Below are 17351 nucleotides of genomic sequence, written 5' to 3'. Positions count from 1 at the left end.
CGATTGCGGCATTTTCGCCCGAGCCGTCGTCTAATTTTCGACCGCGGCCGCCTTCCGGTGCGTGAGCAGCTCGGAAACCGTGATGAACCGGAAGCCGCGCTCCTTCAATTGCGGCAAAATTTGCCTCAGCGCCTCGACCGTCTGCGTCTTCCCTTCCACATAATCGTGAAACAGCACGATATCGCCGTTGCGGGCGTTTTTCAGCACTTTGTTCACGATTTTGCCGACGCCCGGCGTGCTCCAATCTTCCGTATCCTGATGCCACGACCACATGACGACCTTGTACCCGGTCGTTTTGGACGCGCCGACGACCTGATCGTTGTAATATCCACCCGGCGGACGAAACAAGTGCGGCTTTTTGCCGGTCACGCGGACGATGCTTTGTTCGGTTTTCATGATTTCGTCCGCAATCCGGTCGGCCGAATGCTTCCGCCCGTTCATATAATTGTGGGTGAACGTATGGTTGGCGATTTCGTGCCCTTCCTCCATCTCCCTGCGGACGATGTCGGGAAACTTGTCGACGCGCTGGCCGACGACGAAAAACGTCGCCTTCGCCCCGTACTGCCTCAGCAGCTCCAATATGGCCGGCGTATCGACCGGATCCGGGCCGTCGTCGAACGTCAGCGCGATCACCTTCTGCTCGGTCGGCACCTCCCATACGATTTCGCCGCGCGTTTCGTAATAGTCGCGGCCTTTTTTTTCCGGGGCGGCATCGGCCCTGGCGAACGCCGTCGCTGTCAAGCAGGCGGCAAGTAGGATCGTTTTCCGGAACGTGCCCATCGTATCTCCTTCAGAGCCCGAAGCTCATCTCTGATTTCGTTTTGGCGCGGATAAAGGCTACTGGTAATATATCCGGAAATTGACATCCTTACTCGTTCGCCGTTTCAGACGGCGCGGCGCGGGCGGGCCGGAGGCTTTCCCGCGTCCCTTCACCCGCTCGCGGCGGGATGGCGCGTATTGGCCGGCCGGGCGAGGCCGAGATTTTCGCGAAGCGTGCGCCCCTCGTAGGCGGTACGGAACAAGCCGCGGTTTTGCAGCTCCGGGATGAGCTTGTCGGCGATAATCGCAAGCCCCGACGGAAACAGCTGCGGCAGCAGGTTGAAGCCGTCCGCCGCGTCGCCGCGGAACCATCGTTCGATGAAATCGGCCGCCTGCAGCACCGAGCCGGTAAACGTAATATGGCCGTGCCCGCCCGCGCTGCGGTTGACGAACTGGCGCAGCGTCATCCCGTCCCGGCGCGCCGCGTCGACGACGACCTCATGCCGGCTCGTAATGCCGGTCGCGATCGAGCCGTACGGCTTCGCCTTGTCGAGCGGCACCGGACCGTCCAGCGGATAGCCGGACAAGTCGACCGTAAAGTAGTGGGACAAATGCCGCAGCGCCGCCTCCTTGTCGAGCAGCCCGAACAATTCCTCCTCCAGCTCCTTCGCTTCCGCTTCCGTATCGGCGATGATCGGCGCGAAGCCGGGCATGATAATCAGGTCGTCCCGGGTACGGCCGTATTTGCCGAGCCGCGACTTGACGTCGGCGTAAAACTCGCGCGCCGCTCCGAACGTCTGCTGCGCCGTAAAAACGACCTCCGCCGTTTTCGCCGCCAGCTCCTTGCCCGCCTCCGACGACCCGGCCTGTACGAGCACCGGATACCCTTGCGGCGGCCGCGGAATATTGAGCGGCCCGCGGACGGAGTACGATTTCCCCCGGAACCGGATCTCGTGCACTTTGCCCGGCGCAACTTGCACCCCGGCCTGCTTGTCGAACACGAGCGCGTCGTCCTCCCAGCTGTCCCACAGCTGCTTCGCGACTTCGACGAACTCCTCTCCGCTTTCGTACCGCTCCGCCAGCGGCGGATGCTCCTCCCTGCCGAAATTGTGGGCGGCCGAGCCGGCCCCGGTGACGATGTTCCAGCCGGCGCGCCCGCCGCTGATATGGTCGAGCGAGGCGAACTGCCGGGCGACGTGGAACGGCTCGTTGTATACGGTGCCGACGGTGGCGATCAGCCCGATCCGCTCCGTGACGGCCGCCAGCGCGGCGAGCTGCGTGAACGGCTCCAGCTTGTTCGTCGCCCCCGTATAACCGTCGGCGAGAAAGACGGCGTCGAGCAGTCCGCGTTCGCCGATCCGCGCGAGCCCGGCCAAGTAATCGATATCGAGCTCCAACTCGGGATGCGCGTCGGGATGGCGCCAGGCGCCGGCATGATGTCCGGTTCCTCTCAAAAACACGTTGAAATGCAGCTTGCGTTCCGCTTTGCTCATCGTCTTCGCTCCTTTTCCGATCGGGTGCGGCTCAAAATTCGCCCAGCGTCGTCCGCAGCGTCTCGACGTCCTTGTTGATCGCCTCCGTCGCTTTGCGGATCGCCGCATTGACGTCGAGCCCTTTGATCGCCAAATCTTCCGTCGCCTCGGTCAGCCGCACCGTAATGTTCGATTCGTACGGATGAATATAATGCTCCTGCAGCGGCTTGCCGATAAACACGTTTTGCACGCTTTTCCCTTTCAGCACCGGGATGTCGAGCCCGTACTCCTTCTGCAGCTCCGGGTTGACGACGGCCGGCACCCGCCCGTTGCGGGCGATGACGCGCTGTCCGTCGTCCGACAATATTTCGGCGATCACCTGGAACGCCTCGTCCTTATGCTTGCTCCGGCTGTTGACGGACAGCGCGTGCACCTGCGCGCCGCGCGTCGTGCCGAGCCGGTCGGCGAAGTTCGGCGCCGGCGCGATGTCCCAGTTGAACTCGACGCCCTGCTGCCGCAGCTCCTCCAGCGGACCGACCATATTGGCCAGCCACGCGACGCGCATGCCGATCGTCTGGTCTTTCATGAAATGGTCGCGCGTCCAGTTCCACGTTTTGTCGGCGGTAATGTAGCCCGGCGTCTCGAAAATCTTTTTTTGCAGCTCGAATACGCGCCGCCAGTCCGGCGTGTCGATGGCCGCCTTGCCCGTTTTCCGGTCGAGCACCGGATTTTCGAACGATTTGGCGATACCGGCCAAATTGTCGGGGACGAGGCCGACGTAATGGACGCCGCCTGCCGTTCGCGTCAGCTTCGCGCCGAGCTCGACCGCCTCATCCCACGTCATCTGCTTGTCGGTCGGGTACGGAACGCCGAACTTGTCGAAAATGTCCTTGTTGTAATACATGACGTGCTGGTTGATGTTGAACGGAATGGCGAGAATCGCGCCGCCCTTATCCTTCGTAATGTCCTTCACGTACTCGTAGCCGACCGGCTTCAACCGGTTTTCGTCAAACCGGTGAAGCTTGATCAGCTCCCGCAAATCCTCGTAAGCGCCGGTGCGCAGGACGCGCTGCTGCAGCACGCCGAATAGGAGGTCCGGCGTATACGTCGACAGCACCTCCTCCGGAGTGGCCGTCGTCGACGGCTGTATGCGCTCGATCGTCACGTTCGGATATTTCTTACGGATCGGACCGGCGATCAGCGTGGCGAATTCGGTATCGGTAAACGTGGCGCCCGTGCTGTACAGCGTCAGCTTGAGCGGCGTCTCGCCGAGCTTTTTGCCGGAGAAGGCCGAGGCCGGTTCCTTGTCCCGCGCGGACGTTCCGTTTCCGGAGGAATCGGGGGGAGAGCAGGCTGCCGGCAGCAGCGCCGTCAGCAGCGCGCAGGCCGCCGCCATTCGTTTGATCATCGTCGTGCACCGCCTTTCGGTCGGGCGGGTCAGCCCCGCCCGTTATGGATTGCCGATCGTCGTTTTCAGCGTTTCGACGTCTTTGTTGATCGCTTCCGTCGCCTTGCGGATCGCCGAGTTGACGTCGAGGCCGCCCACGGCGAGATCGGCCGCCGCGTCGGTCAGCCGCGCCGCGATTTCCAGCTCGAACGGATGGACGAAATGTTCCTGAAGCGGCTCGCCGACGAATACGTTTTGCACCTTTTTCCCTTTCAGCACCGGAATGTCGAGTCCGAATTGCTGCCTAAGCTCCGGATTGATAATCGCCGGCACGCGGCCGTTCCGCGCCAGGATGCGCTGGCCGTCGTCCGACAAAATTTCGGCGATCACCTGGAACGCCTCCTCCTTATGCTTGCTTTTGCTGTTGACGGACAGCGAATGGATTTGCGCTTCCCGCGTTTGGCCGAGCCGGTCGGCGAAGTTCGGAGCCGGCGCGATGTCCCAGTTGAACTCGACGCCCTGCCGGCGCAGCTCCTCCATCGGGCCGATATGGTTCGCCAGCCACGTCACCCGGATGCCGACCGTCTGTTCTTTGTAAAAGTCCTCGCGCGTGTAGTTCCATTTTTTGTCCGGCCCGATATAGCCGGGAATTTCGAATATGTTTTTGTTCAGATCGAATATTCGCCGCCACTCCGGCGTGTCGAGCGCCGCCTTGCCCGTCGTCCGGTCGACGTACGTCAGGCCGAGCCCCTTCGCGAGTCCGGTCAAATTGTCGACGGAAAGCCCGACGTATCGTTTGCCGCCTTCCGTTCGCGTCAGCTTGCGGGCCATATCCAGCACCTCGTCCCACGTCTGTTGTTTATCCGTCGGATACGCCACGCCGAACTTGTCGAAAATGTCTTTGTTGTAATACAGCACGTGCTGGTTCGCGTTGAACGGGATCGCCAAAATCGCGTCGCCCTTCCCTTTCGTCATTTCCTTGATATAGTCGTACAAAATCGGCTTGAGACGCGATTCGTCGAACCCGAACCGCTTGATGTAAGGCCGCAAATCTTCGTAGGCGCCTGTCCGGACGATCCGCTGGTGCGACGAGGACGACGAGTAGATGATGTCCGGCGTATACGTCGACAGCACCTCCTCGTTCGTCGTCTGCGCGGCGGGCGTAATCCGCTCGATCGTCACGTTCGGATATTTGCCGCGAATCGGGGCCGCGATCAGCGTGTTGAACTCGACGTCCGGAAACGTGCCGCTCGTGCTGTAAAACGTCAGCTTCAACGGCTCGTCGCCGAGCTTTTTGAAACTTTTCGCGTCGCCGGACGTCCCGGCCGGACTTTCCTCCGCCACCGCCGCCGTGCCGGCCTCCTTGCCGCACGAGGCGAGCAGGCCGGCCAGCAGCACGAGGCTCCATGCTTGAGTTGCTCTTTTCATTGGTTCGACACTCCTGTACCGGATAGTTGAAAATGGTTACTCCACGAGCCCCGTGCGCTCGACCCCTTCGATGAACCAGCGCTGGGCGAAAAAGTAAACGAGCAGCAGCGGGACGATAATGAGAAACGCCGCCGCCATCTTGATCGACTCCGCGAACACGGTCATTTCCCCCGCGCCGGCCGCCTGCTTCAGCTCCGCCGCCAGCCTCGCCAGCGTGATCGACAGCGGCACGTGTTCGGCCGTGAACATGAAAATCGACGGCAAATAAAAATCGTTCCAGTTCCAGACGAACGAGAACAGCACGACGACGACGATCGCCGACTTGGACAGCGGAAACATGACGCGGAAAAACAGCTTGACGCCGTTCGCGCCGTCCATGCGCGCCGCCTCGTCCAGCTCCTTCGGCAGGCTCGCGTAAAACGAGCGGTAAATGATGACGAACATCGCCCCTTTCAGCCCGTGCCCGAACAGCGCCGGGACGACCATCGGCAAAAACGTGTCCATCCAGCCGAACCCTTTGAACAGCATGATCGACGGCAAAATGACGACCTGCGGCGGCATGATGAACGTGAACAGCAGCAGCGCGGTCCACAGCGGCTTGAGCGGAAAGTCGAGACGGGCGAACGCGTATCCGGCGACGGCGCACGAGAACAGCTGCAGCACCGAGACCGACGCCGACAGCGAAACGCTGATGACAAAGCTTTTCGCGTAATTCAGCAGCCGCGTCGCCTCCGCCAGATGGCCGAAGTAAAGCGATTTCGGCACCCAGATGACGGTCGGATCGAGAATGTTTTTCGCGTCTTTGACCATCGTCGTCGCCATGTACAAAATCGGCTTGACGTAAATAAACGCCACATTGATCAAGATGACGTACAGCAGCGCCTTGAACAGAATGCCATTGTCCAATTCCGCGCCGACGACCCGGTATTTCATCCATTCGATCCGGCTCCGCGCCGTTTCCCCGGCAAACCGGCGCGCGCGGCCGCTCTTTTGCAGCTGCATCGCTTGCGTCCTCCCTTCCTACGTCCGGCTTCCGGCCAGCGCCTTGTCGACCCGGTCGTACAGCAGCATCGCCAGACCGACGAACAGCAGGACGATCGTAAAATAAATCCAGGCGAGCGCGCTCGAGCTGCCGTAATTCGTCGTGTTCACTTTGCTGACGATCGGATTGGACGGAAACGTAAACAGATCGACGACGGTGTACATCAAGTTCAAAAACATATACGGCACGAGACCCGGCAGCGTAATTTTCCAGAACGTGTTCCACGGCGTCGAGCCGTCGATGCGCGCCGCCTCGTACGTCGCCGCCGGCAGCGTTTGCCGGCCCGCTAGGAAGATCAGGATTTGCACGCCCGAATACCAGAGCACGAGCACGAACGAGCCGAGCACCGTCTGAATCGGCTTCGCCCACGCGCCGGGAACGTAGTCGCGCAAATAGTCGTCGATTTTCAGCGCCTTCATGACCATGAGCGATCCTTCGCCCTGATTGATGAACTCCTGAACGATTTGGCCGGACGAGAAAATGACCGGCAAAAAGAACAGGATGCGGAACAGCGTCCGCCCGCGGAACCGGACGTTCAGCAAAATCGCGACGAGCAGCGAAAATACGAGGATGATCGGAATCATCATCGCCGCTTCGCGCAAAAACGGAAGCAGGTCGTTGTACAGCAGGCTGCCGTTCGAGACGACGATTTCTTTGTAGTTTCGGAGCCCCACGTACGTGTACACGACCGAATTGACCGTAATTCGCACCTGATAAAAGCTCATGTAGAGCGAGTAGCCGAGCGGATAGGCGACGAAGGCGAAAAAGCCGAATATCCACGGGGCGATGAACATCGAGCCTTCCAGCTTGCGAAGCGTCGACGTGCTTATTTTGTCGGCAAGTTTCATGGCGCGGCTTCTCCCTTGACGATGGCGAAATTTTGGCCCGGCACCCGGAGGCCGCCGGCGGCATAGTCCGTTTCGTTGTAGTTGACGACGATCCGGTAGCCGCCCTCGTACGTCGTTTCCTTCACGTTCGGCGCCAAGCTTCGATGGCCCGTGATCGCCTTGTCCTGCACGGCCGCCAGCGCCTCGTTGCTTCTCCGGTATTCCTCCGTCAAGGAGGCGAGCCAATCGGCGTAGTTCAGGCTGTAATACCAGACGGAATACGAGCGCTTCAGCAGATCGGACGGCGCGCTCGTGAACACGTACGCCGGATACGCCCCGTACTCGATGCTGCGCAAAAATTCGGCGCGCGAGTCTCCGCGCAAATTGGACCGCTCCCCGGAATACGCGATCAGCCCGTGCAGGGCGATTTGGACGAAGGGCACCGCCTCGTCGATAAAAATGTCGTGCGAATAGTCGTCGGCCAGCCGCGGAATATGGCTCACCCGGTCGAACGCGAACGCGCTCGCGCCGTTCGCCGTCACCGCGCCGAGCGCTTCCTTCGTTTCGAGCAGCACCTGGCGCTGGATGGCGATCGCGTCGCCGCGGCTTGCCGGATAGCGCCCGTTGAAGTCGGTGGCGGCTTGCCGGCCGATGCCGTCCTCGAAATAGATCCCGTCGGCACCGAGGCTGCGGTATTTCGGCAAATCGGCCGCGACCGCCTTGCGGTAAAATCCCGCGCTGACGAGCGTATCCGGCTCCCGCCCGCCGCCGCGCCTCGTCTCCAGCACGTTGCCGGCCAAGTCCCGCAAGCCGTCGCGACGCCGCCAAAAGCCCCGTGAGTCGTTACGGACCGTGTAGTTCGCCGTCAAAAACACCGGCACGTTCAGCGAATGGGCGAAGTCGATGAACGCTTTCATCCCTTCGTCGCCGCCGAGCTTCGGCTCGACCGGAAAGTAACGGCCGTGCGCGCTGTAGCCGTCCGACTGCCAGCCCGCATAATGGACCGTCATGTTGCGGACGCCGGCGTCGCGCAGGTCGCGGACGAGCCGGATCGCTTCCGACGTCGGCGTCGCCGCCCGGTATCGATCCAGCAGCAGCCCTTTCTCGATATCGCCGCCGACGATGTCGACGTAGAGCGGAATGCCGTTCTCGGACGGCTTCAGCGGCCGCAGCTTCATCTCCCCGGTCAAATGCGACCGGTACGCGGCGGCCATTCCGACGTAATCGCCCGCCCCCGGGTCGAGCATGTAGTACCGTATCGTGCGGCGGGGCGCGGCGAGCATGTCTTTGCCGTACGTGAAAAAGCCTTCGTTCGTGCTTTTGCTGACGCTTTGGAAATACCGTTTCCGGTACTGCCATTCGGCCGTCACCCAATTGGAGATGCCGACCGCTCCCGAAGGCGCGGCGTACACGTTCGCCGTTTCGGCCCCCTCGGTCACGACGGCGAGAAAGCTTCGATCGCCGGACTTCAGGCCGAACACCGGCAGCGACGCCGGCTGGCGCGCCGCGTTTTCGCTGTAGAAGGAGGCGTCGCTTCCGTAGATGCTCTCGTTGTAGACGAGCTGCGGCATCATCCGGTCGCTGCGGAAGCGGATGAGCGCCCCGGGACCGTCCGGCACGAGCAAGTAGCCGTCCTGGCCGTACGACGGCTGGCTGCCGAACAACGGATACAGCTTGGCGTTCAGCAGGCTGAAGCCGCCGCCTTCGACGATGCCGTCGTCCATGATCGTCGTTTCCACGTAACGTTCCTTGATCGCGACCTCGACCGGTATTTTGAACTGCCCTTTGCCGAATACGAACGTCGCCCGGAACCCGGCGGACGTCGGTTGGAACGATTCCACGTAGCCGTCCTCGCCGATCAGGCCGACCGTTTTCGACGCCGATTTGTAATTGGCGATGTTGGCGTACTCGATCACGACGGGGGACAGCAAATTGTTTTTCCAGCCGGCCGGGAGCGTCTCGCCGGCCCAATAGCGCGGGTCCGGATACGATCGCGTCACGTGCCCGGTCGTCTTGTCGACGAGCTGGAAATGCCCGGTCTTGCTGTCGGCGAGCAGACGGAGCGACGCCGTTTCGGCGACCGGCGCGAACCGCTCCTCCGCCGGAAGCTCCGGCGGCAGCGCGGCGCCGGCCGGGGCGGCGAACGTCGCCGCCTGCCCCGCCTCCTTCTTCGGCGCGGGCGGCTGCTGCCAGCTCCATATTTGCGCGCCGAGCCAGACGGCGGCGGCAAGCGCGGCGGCCGCGCCGAGCAAGGCGAGCGGCGGGCGGAAATCGGTCGGCTTGCGCAGCTTCGGCGCCCGCGGCCCTTTCGGTTTCGTCACCGGATCACCACCTCCTGGTACAGCGAATAGACGAAGCCGGCCAGCTCGCCGCTCAGGCTGACGAACGTGAACAGCAGTATGCCGAGCGCGGCGAACGCGAGCAGCGAGAAGGCGATGTTCAGGGCGGCTTCTCCGACCGAATAGTTTTGAATCCCCTGCACCATCCAGAAAAAGAACAGCGCCGTCCAGCCGATCAGGGCGATTTGCGCGAAGCCGAATATCGCCTGCTCGCTCAGCGTGAACGCCCGCGACAGCAGCGTGAGCGGAACGCCGACGACGATGAGCGGAAGGAGCGCGTACGCGCTGCCGAAGCATACGTCCCGCAGCCGCCCTTCCCCCCGCATCAGCGAGCTGACGAGAAAGTTCGAGACGACCCAGCCGGTCCAGACGGCGACGAATTGCGCGAGCAGCGGTCCGAGCTTCACGCCCGTATAGACGGCCGGGTTGAACGCGAAGCCGGTTTCCGCCTTCATGAACGAAAAGGAGGCGAGCGCGAGCCCCAGGGCGAGCGCGCTGCTTGCGAGCCCCGCCTTGCCGTCGTGGCGGATCGCGCGGAAGCCGTCGATCGGATGGCGGAGCAAATCCCCCGCATGGCGCAGCTGCCCCGCGAAGCCGGACCGGTCGCGCAGCCGCCTCCGCACGCGTTCGCGGAACGGCGACCGCCGCGTCAGTCTGTCGGCGAGGAAGAGGACGAGCAGGGCGGCGGCCGCTGCATTCATGAGCGGCGCGAAATGCCGCTGGAACCAGACGAGCCGCGTTTGCCAGAAGGCGTCGGAATAGCCTTCGCGGACGCCCGCCCGGAAAAACAGCGCCTGCGCCTCCTTGTACCGCTCCCCGTTGTAGGCCGCCTTCGCCAACCCGATCAGCGCCGGCGTATAGTAGGCGTCCAGCCGCACCGCCTCCCGCCACAGCGGCTCGCTTTCCGCGTAGCGCCCTTCCCGGGTCAGCTTGCTCGCGCGATGAACGAGCGAGCCGAATTCGGTCGGGCGGAACGCTTGGACGAGGCCGTTGGCGCCGTCCAGAACAAGCAGCTCGCCCTTCGACGTGGCCGCGATCGCCGCCGCCGATTTCACGACGCCGAGCTTCGACGTCGCCGCGATTTCCGGTCCGCCCCAATAAAACAGCAGGCTGCCGTTCGCGTCGTATTGACTGATCGTGCCGGTCACCGCATCGACGACGGACATGTTCCCGTCCGGGTCGACGGCGATATCCTGCAGCTGCGGCGGCGTCTGGCGATCGGCCCACCAGCCGGCTTCGCCGAACGAATCGCGCTTCGCCGAAGCGAACTCCCCTCTCGATTCGAGCTGGTTCAAGCCGGCGATGTTCAGCTTTTTCACCTGATCCGTCTTGATATCCTTCGTCACCGTATAGACGAACCCGTCGCGGTCGATCGCCGCGTTCACGGTCGCTCCCGGCAGCTTGGCGAGCTCCCGCCGGTACATTTCGCGCGTGTAGACGAGCCGCTTGAACGAATCGAACAGCGAGAAGGCGACCTTGTTCGAGCCGAAAAAACGTTGGAACCGGCCGTCCGGATCGAGCTGCAGCAGCCCTTCGACGGCGCCGAGCGTCACGATGTACAAAAAACCGCGCTTGTCGACGACGAGCTTCGTCGGCTCGTATTTGAACGAGGCAGGCAGTTGGCTCGTTTCCGGCCGCCTGTATTCGCGCAGCAGCTTGCCGGACGCGTCCAGCTTCGCGACGCGCCCGTTGCCGGTGTCGGCGACGTAGACGGCCCCGTCCTTGTCGACGAACAGCCCGCTCGGGCGGCTCAGCGGACTTTCCTTCGGCTCCAGGACGGCGACGAGCCGCCCGGCGTCGTCCAAATGGACGATCCGGTTATTGCCGGTATCGGCGATATACAGATGGTCGCGGCCGTCGACGAACAAATCTTGCGGCTGGTTCAGCCCGGCGGAGGGGAACGCCGGCGCGGTTTCGGCCCCCGCCGTTTCCGGCTTCGCCGCCTCCTCCGAAGCCGGGCCGCGGCCGACGACGCCCGCCGGCTTGTAGGCGGGCTGGATTTGCGCCGGCTTGCCGTAGCCGTCCTCGTAGTACGTCGTATACGGCGTAAACGCGCCCGCGGACGCCGGGCACGCCGCGGACGCCAGCAGCGCCGCCAGCGATGCGGCGGCCGCCGCGCGCGCCGTCCGCCGAACGAACTGATGCACGCTGTCCACCTCCTCATTTGATGCCGGAATGCGCCATCGTATCGATGACTCTTCGCTGCAGGACGACGAAAAAGATCAAGTTCGGCACGAGGATGACGAGCGCCGCCACCGCGGCCGCCCCTTGGCGCGCGACGTTGTTCGCGAGGTTGTTCGTTAGCGTCGACAGGAAGAACGGGAACGTCTTCATCTCGTCGTCCTGCATGAAAAACGACGACGTTTCCACGTTGCTCCACGAGCCTTGGAACGCGAGAATCGCGACCGTTGCGACGGCCGGCATGCAGATCGGAACGACGATGCGCGTAAAAACCGTCCATTCGTTCCCTCCGTCCAGCCGCACCGATTCGAGCAGCGCGTTCGGAATTTGCTCCATAAACTGCTTGAGCAGGAAGACGCCGACCGGCATGGCGAGCATCGGCAGAATATGCCCGAAGTACGAATTCATCAGGCCGAGGCCGCTGACGACAAGGTAGCGCGGAATTTGCACCACCTCCGGCGCGAACATGAGCATGAGCACGATCGACGCGAAGATGAACGCGCGGCCCGGAAACACGTGCTTGGCGAGCGCGTACGCGCACAGGGCGCTCGTCGCCGTCGCCAGCGCGACCGTGGCGAGCGAGACGATCGCGCTGTTGAACAAATAGCGCGACAGCGGCACGATCGAATTCGACGTCACCCAAGCCAGCTCGATAACGTTTTGAACGGTCGGCTCCCGCACGAAAAAGTTCGGTGGATAGACGAACAGCTCGTGGTGCGGCTTGAACGCGTGATTGAACATGTACGCGATCGGCAGCAGCATGAAGGCGGAAAACAGCAGCAAAAAGACGACGAGCGCGAGCCGGGACGGACGCCATTTTCGTTTCACGCTTATCCCTCCTTCGTCCCGAACAACCGCCAGCTCAGTCGGTTCGAGACGTACATCAGCGCCAGCAAAAAGACGGAAACGGCGGCCGCGTAGCCCATCTCGAACCGGATGAAGCCGTAGTCGTGAATATGGTTCACGATCAGGTGGCCGGCGTATTCCGGCGTCGGATTTTTGCCGGACAGCTCGACGCCGATCGCTCCCGTCTTGAACGTCGTGACGATCGCCATGACGGCGCCGAACAGCATTTGCGGCTTCATCGACGGAATCGTGATGTACCACACCTCCTGCAGCCGGCTGCGGATGCCGTCGATTTTGCCGGCCTCGTACAAGATCGGATCGACGTTCAGAATGCCGGCCAGCATGGCGAGAAAGCCGACGCCCATGCTCGACCAGAGCGTGACGCCGATCATCGAGTTCATCAGCAGCTTCGGATCGGTCACCCACAGCTTCGGCACGTCGATCCATCCCTGGTTCAGCAGGAAGCTGTTCAAATAGCCGATCCGGTCTCCGGAAAGCATCGGCAGCCAAATGATCGTCATCGCGATGCCGACCGTCAGCGACGGCGTATACATCGCCAGCGCGACCCATTTGCGCAGCCCCGGGCCGAGCATCGAGATGAGCCAGGCGAGCGCGAACGCCGCGGCATAGCCGCCGGGGCCGACGATGACGGCGAACTTGAACGTGTTCGGCAGCGCGTATTTCAGAAACAGCAAATCTTGCGATATCAAGTATTGAAAATTGCTCCAGCCGATAAAAACGGGGGACGAAACCGCGTTGTAATACGTAAGGCTGAGACCGATCGCCGTAACGACCGGGACGACGATGAAGGCGACGAAGACCAGCATGAACGGCGCGATAAACAAATACGACATTCGCGACGCCCACAGCTTACTCCACATAGCGGTCCGTTCCTTCCCACGGCTGCGAGACGACCGGAATGTCCAGCGGCTTCACCCGGTTGCCGTCGCGGTCGATAAAGCCGAACTCCTCCTGCTTCCGGCGCAGCTCGCGGTTGATGTCCCGCACCGTCTGCTCCAGCGAAGCCCGGTAGTTCGTCGTGCCGACGACCGTCCGAACCCAGGCGTTGTTCGTCTCCCGTTCCAGGAAGTAGCCTCCCGGCACGTTCGGAATGTCCTTGTACCATTTCCATTGACCGAGTATCACCTGCGCATCCTCTCTTTTCCAGGGAAGCCGGGCGAACGCCTCCACGTTGGACGTGTTCCAGCGGAAGGCGACCCCGTTCACCGCCTCCAAATCGGCGCCGTACTGCCGCTGAATGTCGGCCGACAGCCACCAGGTCAAAAACCGCCACGCCTGCTCCTGCTTGCGCGATTTCGCGAATATGACGCCCGTTCGCTGCCCTCCGCCCGCCCAGCGGCTGATCGTGCCGTCCTTCTGCCTCACGCCGGGCATGAGTGCGATGCTCCATCGGCCGGACAGCTCCGGCGCGGCGGCGGCCAGCTGCACGTACATGTTGTAGTCGGATATGCCGATCGGCATCGTTCCGTCGCGGAAATGCTGGTAAAAGCTCGGCACTTCGCGCTCGACGGCGTACGTGTTGAACAGATCGGTCCACTGCTTGAACGCGCGGAACGATTCCGGCTTGTCGAGCGCCGTTTTCAAGCCGTTCGGCTCGTAAAATTCCACATTATTCTGATAGAAAAAGTGGGAAAATTGGCTCGGATTGACGTAAAAATTCATGTCGTTTTGCTGCAGCGTCGGCAGCAGGTCGTACACGTCTTCCCACGTTTGCGGTACGGCCAGACCGAGCTTTTTCATGATATCGTCGCGGTAAAACAGCACCTGAAACGATTGCGTCTCCGGCACGCCGTAGTACCCTCCGTCGTACGCGAGCGGCAGCCAAGAGCCGGGGCTGAACCGGTCGTAGAACGAACGAAAATCGGCAAACCGCGTCAAATCGGTCAAGCTGCCGCGAATCGCCAAATCGACGGGCAAATCCTGCGCCAGCCCGAGCGCGATATCCGGCTGCACGCCGGCCGCGTTCGACATGAGCAGCAGCTCCGGATTCGCCATCAGGTTCACCTTCACCCGGATGCCGGTATCCGGCGTAAACTTCTCGTCGGCTAGCTGCTGCAGCTGATCGACGTAATCTCTGCCCCGCTGCACCCAGACGTTCAGCTTGCCGTCGTCCAGCTTCGTCATGCTGTCCCGGCCGTCGAACGAATAGACGAAGTTGGCGAGACCGCCCCGGATGCGGCTCCACAGCGACGCCTCCGCCGCCGGCATCGGCGCGCTTTCCGGCACGATATAAATTTCGTCGAGCTGAAGCGGCTGCTTCAGCAGCGTTTCGATAAACGTGCCGAACTTGTCCCGCATCGCACCGATTTCTTTGACGTTGTACGGAATGTCCTCCGGCTTGCGGAGCAGCGTCCGGATATCTTTCGCCGTCGCGAGCAGCCCTTGGCTGATCGAATCTTTGCTTCCGTTTACGCGGATCGCCTGCGCCGACAGCTCCTCCATGGCGACCGCCGTCCGCTCCAGCTTCTCCGTCAGTCCGGGAAAATCGCGCTCCATGGTCCACGTCCGGTTCCGGTCGACGACGGGCCCCGCCAGCGACCGCAGCTCCCAGTCGATCGCGTCGAGCGTGCGGATGAGCGACTCGATGCCGGCGATCAACGGCTCGACGGGGGCGTGCGTGACGGCGAGCGACAGCGTATGCGTCCCTTTGCTTAACCGGACGAGGTGCGGCTTGCCGTCCGGCTCGCCGAGCACCCGGCCCTTCCAGCCGGCGGCATAAGGGAAGCCGTAGGCGAGCCATTCGCGGAACGGCACTTGGCCGTCGATGCGGACGGTGCGGAACGACGTTTTTTGCGATACCGCGTTTTGCAGCGTGCGGAAGCCGATCCGATAGTTGCCGTCCTCCGGCGCTTCGAACGTCCACGTAATTTCCTGGTTTTGCTCGACCCAGCGAACGCCGCCGACGGTATTGTACGTAATGCGCCCTTTGGCGCGCGGCACGGTGCGCGGGTTGCGGTCGGAGTACAGCTTGATCGCCGTATCGTTTTTGCCGTCCAGCTGCTCGGCCTGAATCGTCACGGCGGGCGCCTTCGCCGGCGGATCGTCCGGATAGGCGGCGGATACTTCCGCGTATGGCGCGACGATCGTCTTCGGCCGTAGCCGGATATGTTCGACCGCGACCGGCTCGGCTCCGGCGAACCGGACGACATGGCTCCCTTTGGCGAAATGCCACTGCAGCGGCTCGGCGTACGCGCCGGACGAATCGACGAGCGCTTTTTCGGACCAGTCCGAGACGTCTTTCGACCGCGGACGTATTTGGTCCCCGTCTTCGTTCGTCACGATCGGCCGGACGTCCCGCCACGTCCGGTACAGCGCCGTCCGGGACGATTCGGCGAACTGCCGCTTTCCGTCGACCGTAACGTCCCACAGGATCGGGCCGGCGCCGCCGTCCTCGGTCAAGGGGCGGTACGATACGGCGATTTCGTACAGGGCGGTTTCCGGCACGTCGACGCGCAGCTCGAACCAGCCGGCGCCGGCCGTCTTCCAGACGAGCACGCCCGTCTTGCCCGCATAATCGCCGATCGCGATCCGCGCCGCGTCGGAGACGGCGGTCAGCTGAGCCGCGCCTGCGGCTGCGGATACGGTCGCGTTGCCCGCGCTCTGCCGCTCCCATTCCGCCGCCGCTTCGGCGAAGCGCGGCTCGCCGTCCGCTGCGGCAAGCTCCCGTTCCGTCCCGCGATCGGCCGTCGCCGCGGCCGGCGCGGACTCCGCCGCCGCGGCGGACGGCGCGGGAATCGGCTGCGAGGCGGCCAGCCATCCGGCTGCCGCGAGGATGAGTACCGCTTTCGTGCTGCGAGCGCCCGGCCTCATTCGAATCACGCTCCTTTCGCTCTCCCGGCCCGGTCTATTCCGCGATCCGTTCGCCGGATTCCGGATAAAAATAATGGGCCTTCATCATATCGACTCCGAGCCGGACCGGCTCGTTTTCCCGGTAAAGGACGGAAGGGTCGACGCGGGCGATCAGCAGGCTGTCCTGGCCGACGTCCGCGTACAAATACCGGTCTGCCCCCATCAGCTCCGAAAAGCGGTGCGATCCGGCGAGGACCGTGTCGGAAAACAGCGCCTCCAGGCCGATATGCTCCGGCCGCAGTCCGAGAATGACGCCCCGCCCGACTTGCCTGTGCTTACGCAGCGCCGCCGCGTGCGCCTCGTGAATCGGCAGGGCGAACCGCGACGTATGAAATTCGAGCGTCCCCGGCTTGTTTTCCAAAATGCGTCCGTGCAGCAAATTGATTTGCGGCGAGCCGATAAAGCCGGCCACGAACGTATTGCGGGGCGCCCCGTAAATGCGCTCCGGCGTATCGATCTGCTGGATGACGCCGTCCTTCATGACGACGATCCGGTCGGCCATCGTCATCGCCTCGACCTGGTCGTGCGTCACGTAGATGAACGTCGTCTCCAAATTGCGGTGCAGCTTGCCGATTTCCATCCGCATCGCGACCCGCAGCTTGGCGTCCAGGTTGGACAGCGGCTCATCCATCAGAAACAGCTTCGGATTGCGGACGATCGCCCGGCCTAGCGCCACGCGCTGGCGCTGCCCGCCGGACAGCTGCCGCGGCTTCCGGTTCAGAAACGAATCGATCTCGAGTATGCGCGCGGCGTTTTTGACCGCCTGATCGATTTCGTGCCGCGGCTTTTTCGCCATGCGGAGGCCGAAAGCGATATTTTCGAAGACGGTCATGTTCGGATACAGCGCGTAATTTTGGAACACCATCGAGATGTCCCGCTCCTTCGGCGGCACATGGTTGACGAGCCGGTCGCCGATGTAAAGCTCGCCCTCGGTAATGTCCTCCAGCCCGGCGATCATGCGCAGCGTCGTCGACTTCCCGCACCCGGACGGACCGACGAACACGATGAACTCTTTGTCCTCGATGTCCATATGGAAATCTTTCACGACCGCGTGCTTGTCTTTGCCGTACCGTTTGTACAAATGATGAATGCGAATGCTCGCCATACGTCCGCCTCCAAGCAAAACCTTTGTCGCAAAAATAAAACGGAGGTCGTCCGCCGCATTCCGTCAGGAATACGGGCTGGACTGCCTCCGTTTGA

12 protein-coding genes are annotated in these 17351 nt (G+C 62.6%); all 12 read right to left on the bottom strand.

The window, feature by feature from the left end:
• Positions 1–30 precede the first annotated feature (30 nt).
• A complete protein-coding gene (locus PV407_RS15480) occupies positions 31–780 on the bottom strand; it encodes a polysaccharide deacetylase family protein (protein ID WP_332090830.1) in 750 nt (249 codons plus the stop codon).
• A 149-nt stretch (positions 781–929) separates the two neighbouring features.
• Positions 930–2252 (bottom strand): LLM class flavin-dependent oxidoreductase, encoded by a 1323-nt coding sequence (locus PV407_RS15475; protein ID WP_332090829.1) that lies wholly within the window; start codon positions 2250–2252, stop codon positions 930–932.
• A 31-nt stretch (positions 2253–2283) separates the two neighbouring features.
• Complete coding sequence (locus tag PV407_RS15470; protein WP_332090828.1) at positions 2284–3639, bottom strand: ABC transporter substrate-binding protein; 1356 nt, start codon at positions 3637–3639, stop codon at positions 2284–2286.
• 42 nt (positions 3640–3681) lie between these two features.
• The gene (locus PV407_RS15465; RefSeq protein WP_332090827.1) at positions 3682–5046 is read right to left on the bottom strand and encodes an ABC transporter substrate-binding protein; all 1365 of its coding nucleotides are present in this window, start codon (positions 5044–5046) and stop codon (positions 3682–3684) included.
• Positions 5047–5082: 36 nt separating this feature from the next.
• Positions 5083–6048, bottom strand: a complete 966-nt coding sequence (locus PV407_RS15460) for a carbohydrate ABC transporter permease (protein WP_332090826.1) — start codon at positions 6046–6048, stop codon at positions 5083–5085.
• An 18-nt stretch (positions 6049–6066) separates the two neighbouring features.
• Entirely contained in the window at positions 6067–6936 is an 870-nt protein-coding gene (locus PV407_RS15455) for a carbohydrate ABC transporter permease (protein WP_332090825.1), read from the bottom strand.
• A complete protein-coding gene (locus PV407_RS15450; RefSeq protein ID WP_332090824.1) occupies positions 6933–9236 on the bottom strand; it encodes a DUF5696 domain-containing protein in 2304 nt (767 codons plus the stop codon). Before PV407_RS15450 ends, PV407_RS15455 begins: the two co-directional genes overlap by 4 nt.
• The gene (locus PV407_RS15445) at positions 9233–11401 is read right to left on the bottom strand and encodes an SMP-30/gluconolactonase/LRE family protein (RefSeq protein ID WP_332090823.1); all 2169 of its coding nucleotides are present in this window, start codon (positions 11399–11401) and stop codon (positions 9233–9235) included. The genes PV407_RS15450 and PV407_RS15445 overlap by 4 nt, the downstream gene beginning before the upstream one ends.
• A 13-nt stretch (positions 11402–11414) precedes the next feature.
• Positions 11415–12263, bottom strand: a complete 849-nt coding sequence (locus PV407_RS15440; protein WP_332090822.1) for a carbohydrate ABC transporter permease — start codon at positions 12261–12263, stop codon at positions 11415–11417.
• Between the two features lie 2 nt (positions 12264–12265).
• The gene (locus PV407_RS15435; protein WP_332090821.1) at positions 12266–13162 is read right to left on the bottom strand and encodes a carbohydrate ABC transporter permease; all 897 of its coding nucleotides are present in this window, start codon (positions 13160–13162) and stop codon (positions 12266–12268) included.
• Positions 13152–16112 carry an extracellular solute-binding protein gene (locus tag PV407_RS15430; protein ID WP_332090820.1) on the bottom strand — a complete coding sequence of 987 codons (2961 nt, stop codon included), beginning with the start codon at positions 16110–16112 and terminating at the stop codon, positions 13152–13154. The genes PV407_RS15435 and PV407_RS15430 overlap by 11 nt, the downstream gene beginning before the upstream one ends.
• Before the next feature lie 34 nt (positions 16113–16146).
• Positions 16147–17256: an ABC transporter ATP-binding protein gene (locus PV407_RS15425; RefSeq protein ID WP_332090819.1), complete on the bottom strand. Its 1110-nt coding sequence runs from the start codon at positions 17254–17256 to the stop codon at positions 16147–16149.
• Positions 17257–17351 lie beyond the last annotated feature (95 nt).

Source organism: Paenibacillus sp. GYB003, assembly GCF_036577625.1.
In the GTDB taxonomy this organism is placed as follows: Bacteria; Bacillota; Bacilli; order Paenibacillales; family NBRC-103111; genus Paenibacillus_AB.
Note: the sequence above shows the minus strand (reverse complement) of the source record. Positions and strands in the feature narration are given on the sequence as shown.